Genomic DNA, 20,484 nt, shown 5'->3' with positions numbered 1-20,484 from the left:
TCCGACGCAGCCTTTTCGAGCCTTCGAAAGAGAACCACCGTGTCCCACCCCTTCACGCCGCTGGCCTCCGTGCCCGTGGACGTCACCCGAGCCCGCGTCCACGAGGAGGGCTGGCAGTCCTGGAGCCCCAGCGGCGCCTACGCCCTCACCGACCGGCCGTACCGCCCGACCAACGCCAACTGGGCGACCGTCTGCTACCGGCCCGGCGTCACCGTCCCCGAGGGCACCTTCCAGGGCGAGGGCCTGCTCGCCCTCGACCCGGGCGACGGCACACCGGTCCGCCTGTGGGCGGCGGCCGATCCGACCCGCGAGGTCCCGTCGATCCGGCTGGCCGTCGCGGACGGCGTCGCGGAGGTGAGCGCCGACGGCCCGGTGAAGGAGTGGACCGGCACGGACATCCAGTCGGTACTGGCCGACTGGGCCTCGGCCCTGGGTCTCGACGCCCCGCGCCCCGCCCCCACCGTCTGGTGCTCCTGGTACGAGTACTTCACCGCCGTCACCGAGGACGACATCCACGAGAACCTCCGTGCGATGGACACCCTCGACCTGCCCATCGACGTCGTCCAGATCGACGACGGCTACCAGAGCGCCCTCGGCGACTGGCTCACCCTCTCCGGCCGCTTCCGCTCCCGCGAGGGCATCGCGCACACGATCCGCGCCCGGGGCCGCAGGGCGGGCATCTGGACGGCCCCGTTCCTGGTGGACCCGGCGAGCGAGCTGGCCGCCGAGCACCCGGAATGGCTGGTCAAGGACGCGTCCGGCGGCTTCCTGCACGCGGGCGTCAACTGGGGCCACGACCTCAACGTCCTGGACACCACCCACCCCGAGGCGGCGGCGTACCTGACGGAGGTCTTCCGCACCCTGTGCGCCGAGGGCTACGACTACTTCAAGGTCGACTTCCTCTACGCGGGCGCCCTGGACGGCGTACGGCACTCGGACGTGGACGCGCTGACGGCGTACCGCTCCGGCATCGAGCTGATCCGCGAGGCGATCGGAGCGGAGGCCTACCTGCTGGGCTGCGGCGCGCCGGTCCTCCCGTCCATCGGCCTGTTCGACGCGATGCGGGTCAGCCCGGACACGGCTCCGCACCGCCGCCCCGAGGCCGACGACTACAGCCAGCCCGGCCAGGACCCCGCCGAGTTCACCGGCGCCGGACGGCAGTGGCAGCACGGCCGTCTCTGGATCAACGACCCCGACTGCCTGATGGCCCGCCCGGCCGTCGAGACCCGCGAGCGCTGGGCGGCGCACGTCGAGGCGACCGGCGGCCTGATGGCCTCCAGCGACCGGCTGCTGTCCCTGGACGAGTGGGGCGTGGCCACCACGCGCCGTCTGCTGGAAGGTGACCGATGAAGCCCGAGCTCAAGCTCCCCGGCATCGCCTACGGCGGTGACTACAACCCCGAGCAGTGGCCCGAGGAGGTCTGGGCCGAGGACATGCGCCTGATGCGCGAGGCCGGGGTCACCATGGTCAGCGTCGGCATCTTCTCCTGGGCGCTGCTGGAACCCGCCGAGGGGGAGTACGACTTCTCCCGCATGGACAAGATCCTCGACCTGCTGCACGAGAACGGCATCGCCGCCGACCTGGCCACACCGACGGCCGCCCCGCCGGCCTGGTTCTTCCGCAAGTACCCCGAAGCGCTCCCGGTGGACCGGGACGGCCGCAGGCTGTCGTACGGCAGCCGTCAGACGTTCTGCCCGAGCAGCCCGGCGTACCGCAGGGCGGCGCTGCGGATCACCCGCGCGATCGCCGACCGGTACGTCGGCCACCCGGCGCTGGCGATGTGGCACGTCCACAACGAGTACGGCTGCCACAACGCCGAGTGCTACTGCGACACCAGCGCGGAGGCGTTCCGGGGCTGGCTGCGCTCGCGCTACGCGGATCTGGCGGCGCTGAACGAGGCGTGGGGCACCACGTTCTGGAGCCAGTGGTACTACGACTGGGACGAGATCCTCCCCCCGCGCGCCACCGGCGCGGTCCCCAACCCCACCCACCAGCTGGACTGGCGCCGCTTCTGCTCGGACGAGCTGCTCTCGCTGTACGTGGCGGAGCGGGACGTCCTGCGCGCGGCGGCCCCGTCGATCCCCGCCACCACCAACTTCATGGTGATGTACAACTTCGACGCGCTGGACTACTGGCGCTGGGCGCCCGAGCTGGACGTGCTGTCGAACGACCACTACCTGCAGTCCGCGGACCCCGAGTCGCAGATCGACATCGCCATCAGCGGCGACCTGATGCGCTCGCTGGCGGGCGGACCGTGGCTGCTGATGGAGCACTCCACGGGCGCGGTGAACTGGCAGCCGGTCAACCGCGCGAAGGGCCCGGGCGAGCTGCGCCGCAATGCCCTGGGGCATGTGGCGCGCGGCGCGGACGGCATCGCGTACTTCCAGTGGCGGGCGGCGAAGGCGGGCGCCGAGCAGTGGCACTCGGCGATGCTTCCGCACGCGGGTACGGACAGCCGGATCTGGCGTGACGTGGTCGCGTTGGGCGCCGATCTGAAGGCGCTGGCGGAGGTGCGGGGCAGCACAGGCGTGGCGGAAGTGGCCATCGTCTGGGACTGGGACGCCCGTTGGGCGGTGGAACTGCCGTCCCAGCCGAGCGAGCAGGTGCGCTTCCAGGACCTGGTCCGCGCCTGGTACGAGCCGCTGTGGCGGGCGGGCGTCGCGGTGGACTTCGTACGGCCGGACGCGGACCTGTCGCGGTATCGCGTGGTGCTGGCCCCGAGTCTGTACCTGGTGGACGACGCGGGCGCGGCGAACCTGACCGCCTTCGCGGAGCGCGGCGGCACCCTGGCCGTCGGTTTCCACAGCGGGGCGGTCGACGAGAACTGCCACGTCCGGCTGGGTGGTTACCCCGGGGCGTTCCGGGAGGCGCTGGGCGTGCGCACCGACGAGCTGTTCCCGCTGCTGCCGGGGGAGTCGGTGGGCCTGAGCGGGGGCGGTACGGGGACCCTGTGGTCGGAGCGGGTACGACTGTCCGGCGCCGAGTCGATCGCGTCGTACACGTCCGGCCCGCTGACCGGCGTACCGGCGGTGACCCGCAACAGCCTTGGGGCTGGGGCGACTTGGTACGTGGCCACGCTTCCCGACCCGGAGACCTTGGCCGCACTCCTGGACCGCATCCGTGCGGAGGCGGGCGTGGCGCCGGTGCGCGAGACCGTTCCCGGCGTGGAGGCGGTCCTGCGCCGGGGCGGGGACGCCGACTACCTCTTCCTCATCAACCACACCGACGCGGCCGCGGAGGTCACGGTGGCGTCCGACGCCACGGAACTCCTCACGGGCAAGCAGGCGCCTGGGTCGGTCACGGTGCCGGCGGGGGAGACGGTGGTCGTACGGGAGCCGCGCGGGGTCTGAAGCCGCCCTCCCCGGCGGCACCACCCGTCCTGACGGATGGTGCCGCCGGGGGAACAATGGGAAACGTGCCGGAACTGCCGGACGTCGAGGGATTCCGGCGGGTGTTCGAGTCCTGTGCGCAGGGCAGGGTCATCCGACGCGTCGACGTGCGTGACACGGGCGTCCTGCACGGCGTGAGCGCGCGGCGGCTGCGCGAGGCGCTGGAGGGCCGCCGGTTCACCGGGCTCGAACGGCACGGCAAGTGGCTCCTCGCCCGCACCGGCGGCGGCCACACACTCCTGCTGCACTTCGGCATGACCGGGCGACTGGTCTGCGACCACCCCGACGCGGCCGCCGCACCCCATGACCGCGTCCTGTTCACCGTCGGCCGCGACCGCCAGCTCCGCTTCCGCGACCAGCGCAAGCTCCAGGGCCTGTGGCTGGCCGACGACGCCGAGGTCGAACGGTTGCTGGAACGCCAGGGCCCCGACGCGCTGGCGGTGGACCGCGACGACTTCGAGGCCGCGCTCACCGCACGCCGCGGCGCCCTCAAGGCCGCGCTCATCGACCAGTCCGTCCTGGCCGGCCTCGGCAACCTGCTCGCCGACGAGATCCTGTGGCGGGCGCGGCTGCACCCCACCGTCCGGGCGAGCGACCTCACCCGGCCCGACTGCCGCCGCCTGTACACCGAGATGCGCCGCACCCTGCGCGCCGCGGTCACCGCGGGCTGCGTACCGCCGCGCGATGCCTGGCTCACCGGCCACCGCGACGACCCCGACCCGCACTGCCCCCGCTGCGGCACGCCCTTGCGCCGGTCCCGCCTGGCGGGCCGGACCACTGTGTGGTGCCCGCGGTGCCAGTCGGGGGGCCCCGCCTCGGGACCGGTCCCGGCGGTGTCGGGACACAGTGGGCGGCGGACACGTTGACCTGCGAGACACGCGAGGCAGCATGGAAACCGCACAGGTGGCCGGATGAGTGATCCCCGGCTCGACCGGCTGACCGCCAGACTCACGGACACCTCCAAGATGTTCGGGCCGCGACGGCGCCGACGGGCGGCGGAGGAGCTGTCCACGCTCGGCACGGCCGCCGCTGCCGCCGTGCTCGCCGAGGCGCTCGTACGTTCCTCGGACCCGGTCGTCGACGAGATCGCGCGCGGCGCCCTGGAGGGCGTCGAGGAGCAGGACGCGATCGACGCCGTGGCGGACGTGATGCTCTCGACCGGAGACGAGGACCTCGCCCGCCTGCTGGCGCGGGCGGTCCGCGCGCCCTCGGACCCCGGCCGGCATGCAGTGGCGCTGTTCCTGGCCGGTGAGTTCGACCAGTACGCCGACCTCGACTTCGACGGGAGCCTGCTGCGCGGCGTGCATGCCGGGGCCGAGGCGGCGCTGCGGCGGCGGCTGGCCGAGAAGGCGCGCGCCGGGGGACGCCTGGAGTGGGTGCGGGCGGTCGCCGACGGGGCCGTGCGCCAGGCCGGCCGGGTGTCCGACATCGAGTGGGACGCGGTGGTCCAGACGCTGTCGGGTGCCCAGCGGTGGGACGAGCTGTGGCGGCTGGCGTTCGACGCCCCGGCGGCGCGGGCGGCGGCGGTCATCCGGGTGGTGGGGGACGCGCGCTGGCGACTGCCCGACATGGACCCGACCGGCTACCAGGAGCTGGTGCGGCTGGCGAGGCGCGCCTGCGCCGCGGAACTCCCCGGCACGACCCCGTTCGGCGAGCGGCAGGCACAGGTCATCTCCTCGCTCTCCGACATCCAGTCCCTGACCGTGACCCGCGACGGCGAACTGGTGATCAGCGGCAGCAGCAGGGGCGACGCACTGCTGTGGCACGCCCCCACGGGATCACCGGTGGGGCCGCTCGCGTTCAGCGGCTCGAAACGCGTCCTGACGATGGCGACCACTCCCGACGAAAAGCTGCTGATCACGGGAGACCTGGGCGGCGGGATCAAGGTCTGGGACCTGCGCACGCGCAGCGTGATCGGGGAGTACACGCACACCATGGCCAAGCGCAACGTGGTGCTGGGCCGCAACCTCCTGGCGGTCGCGCTCTCCCCGGACGCCGATCTGCTGGCCAGCAGTGGCTACGGCCCCAACGTGCAGTTGTGGCGCGTGTCCTCGGGCCGGCTGACCCGGACCACCACCCTGAAGGCCGACGAGTTGTGGGTGCCGTGCCTGGCCGTGACGCCGGACGGGAGCATGCTCGTCAGCGGCGGCCAGAAGGGCAATCTGCGCCTGTGGCGGCTGCCCGGCGGGGAGCCGATCCGCGCCCTGGAGGGCCACACCGACCATGTCGGCTCCCTGGCGATCACCCCGGACGGTTCGCTGCTGGCCACCGGCGGTTACGACCGCACCGTCCGGCTGTGGCACCTGCCCTCGGGCGAGCCCGCGGGCGTGCTCAGGGGGCACACGCAGCTCATCCGGGCGCTGGCCATGACACCGGACGGCAAGCTGCTCGCCAGCGCCGGCCAGGACAGCGTCGTACGGCTGTGGCATCTGCCCTCCGGCGAGCCGGCCGGGCAACTCCGCGGCCACCGCGGCACGGTCGAGGCCCTGGCCGTGAGCCCCGACGGTTCGCTCCTGGCCAGCGGATCGAGCGACGGGCGCATGCTCTGGTGGACCCGCAAACTCTCGCAGCTCGACGCCCTGGTCCGGGCGCCCCTCGGCGAGGTCGACCCCGCCCGGATACGCCACTTCAAGGGGTCGTACGACCGCTTCACCGCGGCGGAACGCGCCTGGTTCGACCTGGTCGCCGCGCTCGTCCGGTGGCGCCACCGGCACGACGTCGAACTCCTCGACGCGTCGTACGACGACCAGGCCGCGGCGCACGACGTCGAGTTGAGCGACGACGTGAGCGAGGGCACCGCGCGGGACCCCCGCCGGACCCCGCACCGGCCCCGGCGCAAACGGAAGGGGAGACGGTGAGCGCCATGACGAAGGCCACCCGCGTGCTGCGCAGGCTCCTGCCGGGACGGACGGACGAAACCCTGCGACTGCGCAGCGAGTTGAGACAGGCGCGCCTGGAGATCGCGGAGCGCGACCGGACCGTCGAGCGGCTGCGCGCCGAACTCGCCCGGGCCCGCGCGGGCGCCGAGGAGGGCGCCCTGCAGCGGACCCGCGCCGACCTGGAACAGCTGGTCACGACGATCGGCTCGCCCCTGGTGCAGTTGTCGACGCAGGCGCACCTGCACCGTTCGGGCACCGCGCAGCTGCGTACCGGTGACGTCGTGGAGGTCGGCACCCGGCTGCTGCGGCTGCTGCGTGACGTGGGCGTCGACACTGTCGGCGAGCCCGGCGCCGCGCAGCCGTTCGACCCGGATCTGCACGAGCCGCTGAGCGCGACGGTGGCACCCGCGCCGGGGGAGCCGGTGCTGGTCCGGGTGGTGGGGCTGTCCTGCGACGGCCGGATCGTACGCAAGGCCGGTGTGGACGTCCGCGACGGAAGCGACGACAAGGAGGAGGACTGATGGCGGGCCGGCTGGGCGTCGACTTCGGGACGAGCAACACGGTCGTGGCCGTCTGGGACGAGGGCACGGACCAGGGCGTCACCGTCGGCATCCCCGACTACGGGCGGCTGCTCGGACACGGCGCCCACCGGGTGCCGGTGGTGCCGTCGCTGATCCACTACGCCGAGGACGGACGGCAGTTCCTCGGGGACCAGGTGCTGTCGGCGGGCAAATACCACGCGGCGGGCACCTTCCGCTGGATGAAGCGCTACGTCTCCAACCGCAGCCCGCAGAAGATGACGGTGAACGGCCGTCAGGTCTCGCCCGCCGAGGCCGGCCACGACTTCCTGTCCACCGTGCTGACCTTCGCCGCCGTCGAGGCGGGCACCGAGGGCGAGGAGATCGCCCTGACCGCCCCCGTCGAGTCGTTCGAGCACTACGAGGACTGGCTGGCCGAGGCGGCCGAGCGGGCGGGCATGCCCCGCTTCCGGCTGATCGACGAGCCGTCGGCGGCCGCGCTCGGCTACGGCGCGCACATCCGGCCCGGCCACGCCTACCTGATGTTCGACTTCGGCGGCGGCACCGTGCAGGCGGCCGTGGTGCGCATCCAGGACGAGGACGACCGCGCGGGCTCGGGCCGGTACTGCCGGGTGCTGGGCAAGGCGGGCGACGACATCGGCGGATCCACCATCGACCAGTGGATCTACGAGGAACTGCTGGCGCGCTGCGGACGCCACGACAGCGAGGAGGACGTACGCCGGCTCAGCCGGGCCCTGCTGGTGGAGTGCGAGCGCGCCAAGGAGGCGCTGTCCGAGCCGGGCCGCGAACGCGCCGAGATCAGCGTGATGAACCCGGACACCGGTGCCGTACTCGGCATCGACCTGATCCGCAGCGGCCCGGAGCCGCCCGGTGAGCGTGTGGTGTCGTTCGAGGACCTGCTGGACCGGCGGGACCTGTACTCCCGTATCGACCGGGTGGTCCGCCGCGCCCTGCGGGCGGCCGCCACCCGCGGCTACGACGAGGACGACCTGGCCGCGGTGCTGATGGTCGGCGGCAGCAGCCTGATCCCCTCGGTGCGCCGGACGCTGGAGCGCATCTTCGGCCGGGAGCGGGTGCTCAGCGACCGGCCGCTGGATGCCGTGGCCCGCGGCGCGGCGGCCTTCGCCGCCGGTACGGCCTTCCACGACCACATCCAGCACGACTACGCGGTGCGCTGGTTCGACCGCAAGAGCGGCCGGTACGAGTACCGCACCTGCGTCAAGGCCGGTACGGCCTACCCCACCACCGAGCCGGTGCACACCATGACGGTCCGGGCGACCCACGACGGGCAGCGTGAACTCGGCATCGCCATCTACGAACTCGGCGGCCACCGGCCCGGCGCTGCCGGCGGCGGGACCGAGCTGGTGTGCGACCCGTCGGGCGCCTGGCGGGTCCGGGAGATCTCGGCCGAGGACGACGACGCCCGCAACCGCTTCTGGATCAACGAACAGAGCCCGATGTTCCTGCACGCCAAGCCGCCCGCGTCCGCCGGGCAGGCGCGGTTCCGTGTGGAGTTCGGCATCGACGCCAACAAGCGGCTGCTGCTGACCGCGCACGACCTGGTCAGCGGGCGGGTCACCCACCGCGACTACCCCGTCGTGAAGCTGACGTAGGTCGTGAAACCGATGGAGGGAGACGGCGCATGGAGTTGCAGGAAGTCGAGGTGTTCATCGCACCCGACGGCACCACCAGGATCGAGGTGCGCGGGGTGGCGGGCGCGGGCTGCCTCGACCTCACCGAGGACCTGGAGAAGGCGCTGGGCGGCAAGATCGTGGAACGCGAACTGACCGCCGAGGCCCAGGCGGTGATACAGCAGCGCAACGAGGAACAGCTGCGGCGCGGGCCGGGCTCGTGAACCGGGCACAGCGAGGGCTGCGCATCCACGGCTTCGAGCCGTACAGCGCCGCGAACGGCCCGGGTGTCCGAGCCGTGGTCTGGGTCCAGGGCTGCACCCTCGGCTGTCCCGGCTGCTTCAACCCCGAGACGCATGCACGAGGCGGCGGCGAGACGCCCGTGGACGACCTGTTCGAGCGCATCCGGGGCCTCGGCGACCGCATCGAGGGCGTGACGATCAGCGGCGGCGAACCGCTTCAGCAGCGCGAGCCGGTCCTGCGGCTGCTGGGCCGCATCCGCGCCGAGACCTCCCTGTCGGCCGTCCTGTTCACCGGGTACCGCTGGCCGGAGGTGGCCCGGATGCCGGAGCTGGCGGCCCTGCGCGACCGCGTCGACGTACTGCTCGCCGGGCGGTACGAGGCGGGGCAGCGCATCGCCCGGGGCCTGCGCGGCTCCGCCAACAAGACGCTGCACCTGTTCGGCGACCGGTACACGCCGCACGATCTCGACGCGGTCCCGGACGCGGAGGTGGTCATCCACCCCGACGGACGGCTGACCCTCACCGGCATCGACCCGCTGGAGGTGGGCGAGTGAAGAAGGAGTACGACGGTATGGGCCCCGTTTCGGGCTTCGAGGGGGAGCTCGACCTCTTCCTGCGGGCGCGTTACACGCTCGTGGTGGTCGTCACCCTGGAGGAGGAACGGGCGCTCAAGGCCATCGCCGAGGTCTGCGAGCGCGGCCGGCGTCCCTGCCTCGCCTGGGATCTGGCGGACGGATTCGAGGTGCTCAGCGGCAAGCCCGGCAACCTGCCCGTCGCGAAGGACCCGCTGACGGTGATCGAGCAGGTGGAGAAGGCCGACGGCGACATCACCTTCGTACTGAAGGATTTCCACGACTGCTGGTCCAACCCCCAGGTGAAGCGGAAACTGCGCAACACCGCGCAGCGGCTGAAGTTCACCCGCAAGTCCATCGTCGTCATCTCGCCCACCCGCACGGTCCCGGAAGAGCTCCGCAACGAGACGGAGGTGCTGGAACTCCCGCTGCCCGACGCCGCGCAACTGGACGGCGTACTCGGCGGGCTCACCAGGACCCCCGGGATCAAGGTCGACCTCACGCCCGGCGGGCGGGAGAAGCTGGGCCAGGCGGCGCTGGGCATGACGGCCGCCCAGGCGGGTCGCGCCTACGCCAAGGCCATCGTCCGCGACGGCGCCCTGGACGAGCGGCACATCGAAGCGGTCGTACGGGAGAAGAAGGAGGTCATCCGGGAGAGCGAGGCGCTGGAGTTCTACCCGGTCCATGAGACCCCCGACGACGTGGGCGGTCTCGACGTACTCAAGCAGTGGCTACGGCTGCGCGAGCGCGCCTTCACCCAGGAGGCCCGGGACTACGGCCTGCCCGCACCCAAAGGCATGGCGCTGATCGGCATTCCGGGCACCGGCAAGAGCCTGACCGCCAAGATGATCGGCGGACTGTGGCGGCTGCCGCTGCTGCGGCTCGACGTCGGCGCCCTGTTCGGCTCGCTGGTCGGCGAGGCGGAGGAACGCACCCGCCGGGCGCTGAGGCTGGCCGAGACGGTGGCGCCGTGCGTGGTGTGGATCGACGAGATGGAGAAGGCGCTCGCCCACGGCGGCGGCGACTCGGGCACCAGCACCCGGGTGTTCGGCACGATCCTGACGTGGATGCAGGAGAAGACGGCGCCCTGCTTCGTGGTCGGCACCGCCAACGACGTCTCCAGCCTGCCGCCGGAGGTGCTCCGCAAGGGCCGCTTCGACGAGATCTTCTTCCTCGACCTGCCCACCGCCGAGGAACGCGCCGAGATCTTCTCGGTCCACCTGCGCAAACGCCGCCGGCTGCCGGGCGACTTCGACATCGCGCGGCTGGCGGCACGCTCCGAGGGGTACGTCGGCGCGGAGATCGAGCAGACGATCGTGGACGCGATGTACGTCGGTTTCCACCAGGACCGTGAGTTCACCACCGACGACATCCTCACCGCGCTCGCCCGCCAGGTACCGCTGTCGGTGTCCCAGCGCGAGACGATCGGCGCGCTGCGCTCCTGGATGCGGGAGGGCCGCGCGCAGTCGGCGTCCTTCGACGAGGCGGTGGAGGCGGAACGCCAGTTCGTCGTGCCGCTGGAACCGCTCGGCCACTGAGGCGCTCGCGGCCTCGCCGCCCAACCACTTACGGAGACCCCATGTCGCACTTCACCACCATGACCACGCAGCTCACCGACCCGGACGCCCTGCGCGCCGCGCTCGCGGACGTGGGCTACGGCGAGGTGGAACTCCACGACAGCCCCCAGCCGCTGTACGGCTACCAGGGCGACGTGCGCTCCGACCGCGCCCACGTCATCGTCCGCCGCGCCCACATCGGCCGGGCCTCGAACGACCTCGGCTTCCTGCACCAGGAGGACGGCCACTACCGGGCGGTGATCAGCGAGTACGACCGCCGGAAGCACGACGACAGCTGGCTGGCCCGCCTGACCGCCCGCCACGCCTACCACCTCACGACCGACACCCTGGCGGCCCAGGGCTTCACCCTGACGGAAGAGACGACGGAACGGGACGGGACGGTCAGGATGGTGCTGCGGCGGTTCCAGTGAGTCGGCGCGGCACTAGGCGTGGTTGCGGGGACCGCCGCCGCTGTGGGCGAGGGCGCTGGGCGTTCGGCGGCCGACGATCGCCGGGGCCTCTCGGACGAGCGTGTCGTCGGTGAGCGCTGCCACCATGAACAGCGCGAAGTCCACCCGGCGCGTCAGATTGCTGGCCAGCACCGGGTCGCCCACGTGCCGGCTCCACACGGGCAGGCCCTGACTCTCGCCCTCCTCCAGGCTGCTGCCGCGCACCACGGTCCACCGGGTGTCGCTGGCGAAGATCCGCCGGCAGGCCTCCACCTGGTCGTCGATCTCGACGGCGCGAACGAGCTTGCCCAGCAGGGCGGCGATCCGAACGCCCGTGGTGAACCACCACGAGTACCGGTCCTTCCCGTCGCGCGTGATGTGCCAGCCGCAGGAGAAGACCAGGCGCGCGCCCGGCGGCGCGTGGTCGAGCACTGCCTGCGCGGTGCCTGACGCGTACTGCTGCACGCCCCAGGGCACCAGCACCGTCAACACCCCGTCGCACCCGGCGACGGCACGCCGGATCACTTCGGGATCGTTGGTGGGCCCGGGGACGACGGTGATCCGCCCCTCGAACGCGGCCAGCTTCGGCACACTGCGCTCCCGGCAGACGCCGACCACCTCGTAGCCGCGGTCCAGCGCGTGCCGGACCATGTACTGCCCGAGCTTCCCCGAAGCCCCGACGATGCAGACCTTCTTCACCCGATCCGTGCCCATGGCGCAGCCCTTCCGCCGGGATGTCTACCTTATGGCGTAAGGCAAGGTAGCCTTATGCTGTAAGGCAGTCAAGGGTGGCGAAAAGGAGGGCGGATGCGCGACGCAGGCAAGGGCCGACGTGGGGCGTCGGCGCGCACCCCGCTCAGCCGCGAGCGCGTGATTCGTACCGCGATGGCGGTCGCGGACGAGAAGGGCTCGGCCGCGCTCACCATGCGGGCCATCGCCGAACCACTGGGCGTCGAAGCGATGTCGCTCTACCACCACGTGGCGGGCCGGGAGGACATCCTCGACGGCATGGTGGACGCGGTGTTCGCCGAGATCGACCTGCCACGGCACGACACGGACTGGAAGAGCGCCATGCGCCACCGCGCGGTCTCCGCCCGAGCCGCCCTCAAGCGCCACCCATGGGCCATCGGCCTGATGGATTCCCGCTCCCAGCCCGGCCCCGCGACCCTGCGCCACCACGACGCCGTGATCGGCGCCCTGCGCGCCGGAGGCTTCTCTGTCCCGAGGGCCGCGCACGCCGTCTCGCTGATCGACAGCTACCTGTACGGCTTCGTGCTCCAGGAGCTGAGCCTGCCGTTCAGAGGCGCGACGGAGCTGGAGGAGGTCACGGCCGCCATCCTGCGCGACCTGCCCGCCGACGCCTACCCCCACCTCACCGAACTGGCCACCGAGCACGTCCTCAAGCCCGGCTACGACTACGCCGACGAGTTCACCTTCGGCCTCACCCTCATCCTGAACGCCCTCCACCCGGACGAGCCCACCCACTGAGCCGGTGGGCGTTTGCCGGCCTGTGGGGGCCGGCAAACGCGTCCTGCGTCGGGCGCTGTGGGGTCAGCAGGTGCTACCGGCGCAGATGGTGTTCAGCAGTGTGAGCAGGCCGGCGCAGACGCACGTGGCGAACTGGTTGCCGTCACTGTCCACGGGGTCGGTTTCGGGGAGCGCGTGCAGTTCGGCGAGCAGCCGGCTGTCGTTGTCGTTCATGGCGTGACTCCTTGGTGTTGTTGTGGGACGACGGCAGTGGTCTGCCGCCGCGTCGGTGTGCTGACCCTTGTGGACTCCGTGCTGTGGCGGTGGATCCGGGTCTGCAGGGGGACGGTCCATTGCCGGGGCGAGGTGTGGTTCAGCCTGAGCAGGAACGCGAGGATGCCGCTGGTGCCGTCGCTCCAGCTCGTCGAGGTCTCGCCGTACTCGTTGGGAAAGGCCATCCGGCCGTGCCGGTACGTCCGCTGGGCGAGGATGATGCCGGCCATGTCCTGGGCGGTGGAGCGGTAGAAGTCGTCGCCCGTTGCGTCGGCCATGTCGAGGATGAAGTCCGCGTTGCCGGCCAGCCCGTGGCACTGGGTGAGAGGGCCACGCGTGGCGTGCTCGGCCACGGCCTGGGCGGCGCGGCGGGCGAAGTCGGCGAAGCGCGTTTCCCCAGCGACTTGGTGGAGCCCGATGAGGAAGGCACCGATGCCTGCTGCTCCGTGGCACCAGTACGGTGCGGTGGGCGGTTTTCCCACCTGGACGGGCCATTGGGCCGACTTGCCGGTGAGGACGGCGTGGGCCAGCAGGCTGTCACCGGCCTCGACGGCCAGAGACAGGTGTTCGGGGCGCTCGCACAGGACTGCGGCAGCAAGGAGGAAGTAGCCGATGCCTGCGGTTCCGTGTGCGAAGCCGAGGTACGGCTTTCCCGTCGGCCACCCGCCGGCCTCGGCGGGCACCGGCCAGCTGACCCCGTCCGCGTCGCGGCACGCCGAGGCGGCCAGCTTGTCGGCAGCCTCGATGGCGCGGTGAGCGAAGCGCTCATCGCCGGTGTGGAGCCACAGGTGGAGTGCTGCCAGTCCGCTGCCCGCGGTGCCGTGGGTGATGTCGTGGCCGGCGCAGGACTCAAGCGGCGCCAGCCCCAACTCACGGCCGTGGTCCAGCAGGTGCTGGTCGGCGATGGCGCGCCCTGCGTCACACAGGGCCCAGGCGATGCCGGGAAGACCGAAGTGGAGGCCGGGCCGGGCGGGGCCGGTGCCCGCCCGGCTCAGGATCCACCGGCCCGCTGCGGAGATCACTTCTGGCAGACGGTGGTCTCCGGTGAGCTCGAAGTACCGGGTGAGCACGGCCAGGACACCGGCCGCTCCCTGCTGAACGACGCACGGATCGGCCTCTCCGACCGCGGTCGACACGGGCCACAGCCGACTGTCGTCCGGGCTGATGGAGCTGACCAGACCATCGACGAGTGCGGTGACCGGATCCTGGTCCTGCTGCTCGACGCCCGCCCCATCGGCGCTGGTCTGCCGGTACGCCCTTGCGGCCGGTACCGCGTCCCGGTGGCCCGACGGGGCGGTGGGGGAGGACAGTGCGGTGCGCGCCCGTGACAGGTCCCAGCGCTTCGAGGGGTCCTCGCGTGTCAGCCCGAGGACCATCGTCACCAGGCTTGCAGGCAGCTTCAGCCGTTCGGCGCAGGCCGTCAGCCAGGCGGCCATGCGCTGGTCCACGCACCTGGTGGCCGGCTCGTCGGCAAGGAGATGGGGCACGTTTCCGGTCAGGACGTATCCCGCGGTGGCGCCCAGACTGTAGTAGTCGGCAGTCGGCGCCGGCTGTGCGCCGCGCAGTTGTTCCGGAGCGCTGAAGCCCGGCGTGCCCAGGGACGTCGCTCTGGTGGTCATCCCGTCAACTACGGCCAGTTCCAGGTCGATCAGCCGCAGCGTGCCGTCCGGCCGGACCATGATGTTGCCGGGAGTGAGGTCCCGCACGATGCAGCGGTGCTCGTGGGCTGTGGCTGCGAGGTCGACCAGCCGGGCGACCATGTCGAGGGCGTCGGAACTGTAGTGCTGCCAGCCGGTGTTGAGGAAGTGGTCGATCACCCACCGGCGCAAGGTGGTGCCTGGCACCTCCTCCTCGGCCAGAAAGACGTGTCGGCCATGCTCGAACACCGCTACCGGCGCCGGGGACAGGTTCAGTTCGCGCAGCCTGTCCAGCATTTCGGCCTCCGTGCGCAGCCAGTCGCGCACGTCCCACCCGGAGGCATCGGCTTCCACATGCGGCCGGGCCTCCTTGATCACCACAGCGGCCCCCGTGCGGATGTCGGTGCCCCGGTAGACACCGCCCTTGTTGCTGTACCGGATCGCTTCCCGCACGGCGAAGCGCCCGCCGAGCACCGGGTCACCGCTGCCCGACGCGGTCGAGCCACCGGGCAGGGCACCGAAGACGGGAAACGGCGACACCGCCCAGGAAGGCGGAAGGTACTGCCCGGTCCGCCGGTCTTCCACGGGATTGCCCTCGGGGTCGTAGATGAAGTCGACGAAGAGGCCCTGTGCCGACAACTGGCGGCGACCGACGAACGATCCGTAGCGGTAATGCACCAAGCTGTCCGGCGCATAGGGGTGGTCGGACAGGATGCGCGGCCCGGCCAGCCCCGCCGTGGCGCGGTGCAGTGCATCGGCGATACGAACGGCGGCAGCGTCACAGCGGGGATACACCGTGATGAACTTCCCCGAGCTGCCCCGCGGCGTGCTACGGGTGTTCAAAGCCGCCACCCGGGTCAGGGAACTGGCGAACTTGAAAGCGGATTCCTCCCTCAACAGCACCTTCAGTGCCCTTTCGAGCACCTCGGGCGCGGACACCTGCGTCGCCGAGACATGGAGCTTCCAGCCCTGTTCCCGCTGCGCGCCGTCGCACGGCACGACGCGGCACCACGACTCATCCCTCAGGACCTGCCAACACGAAACCGCTCCGGCGCTGCGCAGGGCCCGCTCCAGCAGACCACCAAGCCCGCCGTCCGCATCACGGCTGCCCATCAGACCCCTCCTCGGCCTCGACAGACGCCGCCGGCCTGCTCCCCCGTACTGCGGCGCCCTCCACCGGGGCACCTGCCCTCACGTCGCGCACAAGCCAACACGGACAAGCCACAAGCCACCTGATCCAGCGAGCGGACGACGGCGCATCCGGGGAGCTGGAAGCAGCGGCTCATGTACGCCTCTGCCACGTGAGCGCGCCGGTCGGCGCCGTCCGGATCGCCTGTCTGCAGATGGGTCGCATGCAAGGATGTCGCCCGTGACCGGATCGTCTTCCTCGCCTGTCGCCGAGGACACGCCGCGCAACTACGGCCTGGGTCCCCGTGCTGCCGCCGTGCTTGTGTTCGGGTCGTCGGCCGCGGTCCTGGTGGTTGAGATCGTCGCTTTGCGGCTGCTGGCTCCCTACCTCGGCCTCACCCTCGAGACCAGCACGATGGTGATCGGCATCGCCCTCACCGCGATCGCCCTCGGCTCCTGGCTGGGCGGGCGCATCGCCGACCAGGTCGATCCACGCCGGCTCCTGGGACCGTCGCTCGGGGTGTCGGGAGCGGTCGTGGCGCTCACCCCTGCCGTACTGCGCACCGCTGCGGAGTGGGCACCGGCGACGCTCCTGTTCATCGCGTCGCTGACCATCCTGGTGCCGGGCGCGCTGCTCTCCGCGGTGACGCCGATCGTGACCAAGTTGCGCCTCACCAGCCTCGCCGAGACCGGAACGGTCGTCGGCCGACTGTCCGGCGTCGGCACCTTCGGCGCCATCGTCGGTACCGTCCTCACCGGCTTCGTCCTCGTATCGAGGTTGCCGGTCAGCGGCATCCTGATCGGCCTCGGCACACTGCTGGTGGTCGGCGCGGGGCTGGTCGAGTGGCGAACGCGCGGGTGGCGCGGCACCCCCGCCCTCACACTCGTGGTCGTCGCCGGCGGCCTCGCCACCACGGTCGCGCCAGGTGGCTGCGACACGGAGACCAGGTACCACTGCGCACGGGTCGTCGCCGACCCCGACCGGGACAGCGGCCGCACACTCGTCCTGGACGGCCTGCGGCACTCCTACGTCGACATCGACGACCCGACCTTCCTGGAGTTCGAGTACGTACGCGCCATCGCGTCGGTGGTCGATGCCGCCTTCCCCGAAGGTGAGCCGCTTGTCGCCCACCACCTGGGCGGCGGCGGGCTCACCCTTCCCCGTTACCTCGCGGCCACGCGCCCCGGAACGCGCAGCCTGGTGTCCGAGATCGACAGCGGCGTCGTACGCATCAACCGCGACCAACTCGGTCTGAGACCGGACGCCGGTATCGACGTACGCACCGAGGACGGAAGGCTCGGCCTGAGGCGACTGGACTCCGGCAGTCGTGACCTCGTCGTCGGCGACGCCTTCGGGGGCGTCAGCGTGCCGTGGCACCTCACCACGGTGGAAGCGATGACCGACGTACGGCGGGTCCTCAACGAGGACGGCCTGTACGTCGCCAACCTCATCGATCACGGTGCTCTGGCCTTCGCACGTGCCGAAGCGGCCACCCTCAGCGAGACCTTCGAGCACGTCGCCCTCGTCGGCGAACCCACCGACATCGGCCTCGACCCGACCGCCACTCCCCAGGGCGGCAATCTGGTGGTACTCGCCTCCAAGCGACCAATCGACCTACGCGCGACCCAGGAAGCGCTGGACGCCCGGCAAACCGGCTGGAAGATCGTCACCGGCGACGACCTCGCCTCCTGGATCGGCGACGCCCAACCGCTCACCGACGACTACGCCCCCGTCGACCAGCTCCTCCAGCCCTACAGCCCACAGAGCAGCCAGTAACAGGACACCATCCTGAGTCCGGCGCAGGCAGCAACACGGCATTCTGCCCCTCGTACCCTGTCCCCGTGCCGTCCTCCCGCCTGCACCGCGTCGCCGTCCTTGTGCTCGAGGGTGCGAAGCCGCTCGATGTCGGCATTCCCGCGCAGGTGTTCACGACCCGCGCGAGCATGCCGTACGAGGTGCGGGTGTGCGGGGCGGCACCCGGTCTGGTGACCGGCGCCGACGGCCTGTCGTACTCCGTCGCCCACGGCCTCGACGCGCTTGCGTGGGCCGACATCGTCTTCATCCCCGGCTACCGGTTCCCGGACCGCGACGACCCGCCGCAGGCCGTCGTCGACGCGCTGATCGCCGCCCACGCTCGGGGCACGCGGCTCGCCGCCATCTCGACGGGCGCCTTCACGCTCGCCGCCACGGGCCTGCTGGACGGCAGACGCGCCACGACGCACTGGCACTACTCGCGGACACTTGCGGCGAAGCATCCGCTCGTCCAGGTCGACGAGAACGTTCTGTTCGTCGACGAGGGCAGCGTGCTGACGTCGGCGGGCGCCGCCTCGGGCATCGACCTGTGCCTGCACATTCTGCGTGGCGACCTCGGGGTGGCCGCGTCGAACCACGCGGCCCGGCGCCTGGTCGCGGCCCCCTACCGCAGCGGGGGTCAGGCGCAGTACGTGCCGCGCAGCGTGCCCGAGCCGCTCGGCGAGCGGTTCGCCGCCACCCGCGAGTGGGCGCTGCGCCGGCTCGGCGAACCCCTCACCCTTGAGGTGCTGGCCCGGCATGCTGCGGTCTCGCCGCGTACGTTCTCGCGGCGCTTCGTCGAAGACACGGGGTATACGCCGATGCAGTGGGTCATGCGCGCCCGCATCGACGTGGCGCGTGAGCTGCTGGAGCGTTCGCAGCGGAGCGTCGAGCAGATCGCCGCCGAGGTCGGTCTGGGCACCGGTGCGAATCTGCGGCTGCATTTTCAGCGCATCCTCGGCACCACGCCGAGCGAGTACCGGCGCACTTTCGCCCGCGGCGAGTAGGGCGATTGCCTGGCGCGATCCTTGTGAACCGTGGCGATCACGCCGCTGTCACGCGTGAATGCCGCACGCGACGCTGGTGGGGAACCCAAAGGGACTGAAGGGACACCACTCATGACGCGCATCGCGATCAACGGATTCGGCCGCATCGGACGCAATGTGCTGCGCGCACTGCTCGAACGCGACAGCGCCGTCGAGATCGTCGCCGTCAACGATCTGACGGAGCCCGCCACCCTCGCCCGGCTGCTCGCCTACGACAGCACGGCCGGCCGGCTCGGCCGCCCGGTGACCGTCGACGGGGACGCCCTCGTCGTCGACGGCCGCCGCATCACGGTGCTCGCCGAGCGCGAACCGGCGCAGCTGCCCTGGGCGGAACTCGGCGTCGACATCGTTCTGGAAGCCACCGGCCGCTTCACGTCGGCCAAGGCCGCCCGTGCCCACCTCGACGCGGGCGCTAAGAAGGTGCTCGTCAGCGCGCCGTCGGACGGCGCCGACGTCACGCTCGCGTTCGGGGTCAACACCGACGCGTACGACCCGGCCGTGCACACGATCGTCTCGAACGCCTCGTGCACGACGAACGCGCTTGCGCCGCTGGCTGCGGTGCTCGACGAACTCGCCGGCATCGAGCACGGCTTCATGACGACGGTGCACGCCTACACGCAGGAGCAGAACCTCCAGGACGGTCCGCACCGCGACGCCCGCCGCGCCCGCGCCGCCGCCGTCAACATCGTGCCGACCACGACGGGTGCCGCCAAGGCGATCGGGCTCGTGCTGCCGAACCTCGACGGCAAGCTGTCGGGCGACTCGATCCGCGTGCCGGTTCCGGTGGGCTCGATCGTCGAACTCAACACGACCGTCTCGCGCGACGTGACGCGCGACGACGTGCTGGCGGCGTACCGCGCCGCGGCGGAGGGGCCGCTCGCCGGCATCCTCGAATACTCGGACGACCCGCTCGTGTCGTCCGACATCACGGGCAATCCGGCCTCGTCCATCTTCGACTCGGCCCTCACCCGCGTCGACGGCCGCCACGTCAAGGTGGTCGCCTGGTACGACAACGAGTGGGGCTTCTCGAACCGCGTGATCGACACGCTGGAGCTCCTCGCCACCCGCTGACCGGACGCCGGGGCGGCCCGGGCGACGAGTTCGCGGATGTGCCGGAGGCGGTCGATGCGGGCCATGCCCAGGCGCTCGTCCCACAGTGCCTCGGTCGGCGTCCTGTCAGTCCAGTTGCAGGCGGTCGGCCAGTCCGGCGGCGGTGAAGGCGGTCACCACATCGTCGCGGCCTTCGGTGAAGTGATCCCAACTGTCGCAGTGGACGGGCACCACGCGGCGTGCTCCGAGGATCCTGGTGGCTTCGGCGGCCTGCGCGCTGTCGAGGACGAGGAGGGCGCCGTCGAAAACGGGGCGTCGAGGTGCCCCGGCGAACAGGACGGCGGTGTCGACCGGTCCGAACCGCTGGGCGATCTCCTTGACCAGAGTGAGCGAGGCGTTGTCGCCACTGATGTAGACCGTGGGCAGGTCGTTCGAGGTCAGGACGAAGCCGACGACTTCCCATGGGGCCAGGCCCCTGGCCGTGCCGCCGAGGCGGGCCGCGCCGCTGGGAGTGGTGAGCGTGAGGGGTACGTCGGTGAGGAGGGCTCGGCCGGAGTGGTCGAGGTTGTCGGCGTGCTGATCGTGGGAGAGCAGGACCGCGTCGAGGGGGCCGAGTTCGGAGGGTGTGATGGCCGAGGGCGCTGTTTTGGTCAGGGGCGGGCCGCTGGGCACCTGGTAGTCGCCGGGCTCGTCGAATGTGGGGTCGGTGAGCAGCTTCAGCCCGCCGTACTCGATGAGGGCGGTGGGGCCGCCGAAGACGCGGATCGGGACTGGGGCGTTGGTTGTGTCCTCACGGATGAGAGAAAGATTATCCGTGACGCGACGGTAGTCGTT

The 20,484-nt window shown here is 71.6% G+C and carries 18 protein-coding genes; 14 read left to right on the top strand and 4 right to left on the bottom strand.

What is annotated here, in order from left to right; all coding sequences use genetic code 11:
- The first annotated feature begins 39 nt into the window (after nucleotides 1-39).
- From SSP24_RS30900 to SSP24_RS30855, 10 genes are all read left to right on the top strand, one after another.
- A complete protein-coding gene (locus tag SSP24_RS30900; protein WP_141313273.1) occupies nucleotides 40-1,350 on the top strand; it encodes a glycoside hydrolase family 36 protein in 1,311 nt (436 codons plus the stop codon).
- Complete coding sequence (locus SSP24_RS30895) at nucleotides 1,347-3,350, top strand: beta-galactosidase (RefSeq protein ID WP_141313272.1); 2,004 nt, start codon at nucleotides 1,347-1,349, stop codon at nucleotides 3,348-3,350. Before SSP24_RS30900 ends, SSP24_RS30895 begins: the two co-directional genes overlap by 4 nt.
- 65 nt (nucleotides 3,351-3,415) lie before the next feature.
- The gene (locus SSP24_RS30890; protein ID WP_141313271.1) at nucleotides 3,416-4,255 is read left to right on the top strand and encodes an Fpg/Nei family DNA glycosylase; all 840 of its coding nucleotides are present in this window, start codon (nucleotides 3,416-3,418) and stop codon (nucleotides 4,253-4,255) included.
- 45 nt (nucleotides 4,256-4,300) lie between these two features.
- The gene (locus tag SSP24_RS30885) at nucleotides 4,301-6,247 is read left to right on the top strand and encodes a WD40 repeat domain-containing protein (protein ID WP_141313270.1); all 1,947 of its coding nucleotides are present in this window, start codon (nucleotides 4,301-4,303) and stop codon (nucleotides 6,245-6,247) included.
- A 5-nt stretch (nucleotides 6,248-6,252) separates the two neighbouring features.
- Complete coding sequence (locus tag SSP24_RS30880; RefSeq protein WP_141313269.1) at nucleotides 6,253-6,789, top strand: nucleotide exchange factor GrpE; 537 nt, start codon at nucleotides 6,253-6,255, stop codon at nucleotides 6,787-6,789.
- Complete coding sequence (locus SSP24_RS30875; RefSeq protein WP_141313268.1) at nucleotides 6,789-8,420, top strand: Hsp70 family protein; 1,632 nt, start codon at nucleotides 6,789-6,791, stop codon at nucleotides 8,418-8,420. Before SSP24_RS30880 ends, SSP24_RS30875 begins: the two co-directional genes overlap by 1 nt.
- A gap of 29 nt (nucleotides 8,421-8,449) precedes the next feature.
- Nucleotides 8,450-8,662: a DUF2997 domain-containing protein gene (locus tag SSP24_RS30870; RefSeq protein WP_141313267.1), complete on the top strand. Its 213-nt coding sequence runs from the start codon at nucleotides 8,450-8,452 to the stop codon at nucleotides 8,660-8,662.
- Nucleotides 8,659-9,234 (top strand): 4Fe-4S single cluster domain-containing protein, encoded by a 576-nt coding sequence (locus SSP24_RS30865; RefSeq protein WP_167529747.1) that lies wholly within the window; start codon nucleotides 8,659-8,661, stop codon nucleotides 9,232-9,234. The genes SSP24_RS30870 and SSP24_RS30865 overlap by 4 nt, the downstream gene beginning before the upstream one ends.
- Before the next feature lie 17 nt (nucleotides 9,235-9,251).
- Nucleotides 9,252-10,790: a Ycf46 family AAA ATPase gene (locus tag SSP24_RS30860; protein WP_141313265.1), complete on the top strand. Its 1,539-nt coding sequence runs from the start codon at nucleotides 9,252-9,254 to the stop codon at nucleotides 10,788-10,790.
- A gap of 41 nt (nucleotides 10,791-10,831) precedes the next feature.
- On the top strand, nucleotides 10,832-11,239 hold the full coding sequence (locus SSP24_RS30855; protein ID WP_141313264.1) for a DUF1257 domain-containing protein: 408 nt from the start codon (nucleotides 10,832-10,834) through the stop codon (nucleotides 11,237-11,239).
- Between the two features lie 12 nt (nucleotides 11,240-11,251).
- Here SSP24_RS30855 and SSP24_RS30850 read toward each other — a convergent pair whose 3' ends face one another.
- Nucleotides 11,252-11,971 (bottom strand): NAD(P)-dependent oxidoreductase, encoded by a 720-nt coding sequence (locus tag SSP24_RS30850; RefSeq protein ID WP_141313263.1) that lies wholly within the window; start codon nucleotides 11,969-11,971, stop codon nucleotides 11,252-11,254.
- Between the two features lie 93 nt (nucleotides 11,972-12,064).
- On the opposite strand from SSP24_RS30850, the gene SSP24_RS30845 reads away from it, so the two are divergent.
- Nucleotides 12,065-12,745: a TetR/AcrR family transcriptional regulator gene (locus SSP24_RS30845; protein ID WP_174864746.1), complete on the top strand. Its 681-nt coding sequence runs from the start codon at nucleotides 12,065-12,067 to the stop codon at nucleotides 12,743-12,745.
- 63 nt (nucleotides 12,746-12,808) lie between these two features.
- Here SSP24_RS30845 and SSP24_RS43085 read toward each other — a convergent pair whose 3' ends face one another.
- Both SSP24_RS43085 and lanL read right to left on the bottom strand, forming a co-directional pair.
- Nucleotides 12,809-12,958: a VenA family class IV lanthipeptide gene (locus tag SSP24_RS43085; RefSeq protein WP_167529746.1), complete on the bottom strand. Its 150-nt coding sequence runs from the start codon at nucleotides 12,956-12,958 to the stop codon at nucleotides 12,809-12,811.
- Nucleotides 12,955-15,747 (bottom strand): class IV lanthionine synthetase LanL, encoded by a 2,793-nt coding sequence (gene lanL / locus SSP24_RS30840; RefSeq protein WP_141313262.1) that lies wholly within the window; start codon nucleotides 15,745-15,747, stop codon nucleotides 12,955-12,957. The genes SSP24_RS43085 and lanL overlap by 4 nt, the downstream gene beginning before the upstream one ends.
- A gap of 247 nt (nucleotides 15,748-15,994) precedes the next feature.
- Here lanL and SSP24_RS30835 point away from each other — a divergent pair, with 247 nt between their 5' ends.
- From SSP24_RS30835 to gap, 3 genes are all read left to right on the top strand, one after another.
- The gene (locus SSP24_RS30835) at nucleotides 15,995-17,539 is read left to right on the top strand and encodes a fused MFS/spermidine synthase (RefSeq protein WP_373306789.1); all 1,545 of its coding nucleotides are present in this window, start codon (nucleotides 15,995-15,997) and stop codon (nucleotides 17,537-17,539) included.
- A gap of 65 nt (nucleotides 17,540-17,604) precedes the next feature.
- A complete protein-coding gene (locus SSP24_RS30830; RefSeq protein WP_141313260.1) occupies nucleotides 17,605-18,561 on the top strand; it encodes a GlxA family transcriptional regulator in 957 nt (318 codons plus the stop codon).
- A 111-nt stretch (nucleotides 18,562-18,672) separates the two neighbouring features.
- Nucleotides 18,673-19,671, top strand: coding sequence for a type I glyceraldehyde-3-phosphate dehydrogenase (gene gap, locus SSP24_RS30825; protein ID WP_141313259.1), 999 nt, complete (start codon nucleotides 18,673-18,675; stop codon nucleotides 19,669-19,671).
- 105 nt (nucleotides 19,672-19,776) lie between these two features.
- Here gap and SSP24_RS30820 read toward each other — a convergent pair whose 3' ends face one another.
- On the bottom strand, nucleotides 19,777-20,448 hold the full coding sequence (locus tag SSP24_RS30820; protein WP_218037114.1) for an MBL fold metallo-hydrolase: 672 nt from the start codon (nucleotides 20,446-20,448) through the stop codon (nucleotides 19,777-19,779).
- Between the last annotated feature and the right edge of the window lie 36 nt (nucleotides 20,449-20,484).

The sequence above is a fragment of the Streptomyces spinoverrucosus genome, assembly GCF_006539505.1.
GTDB classification, from domain to species: domain Bacteria; phylum Actinomycetota; class Actinomycetes; order Streptomycetales; family Streptomycetaceae; genus Streptomyces; species Streptomyces spinoverrucosus.
This window is presented reverse-complemented; position numbering and strand designations above follow the sequence as displayed.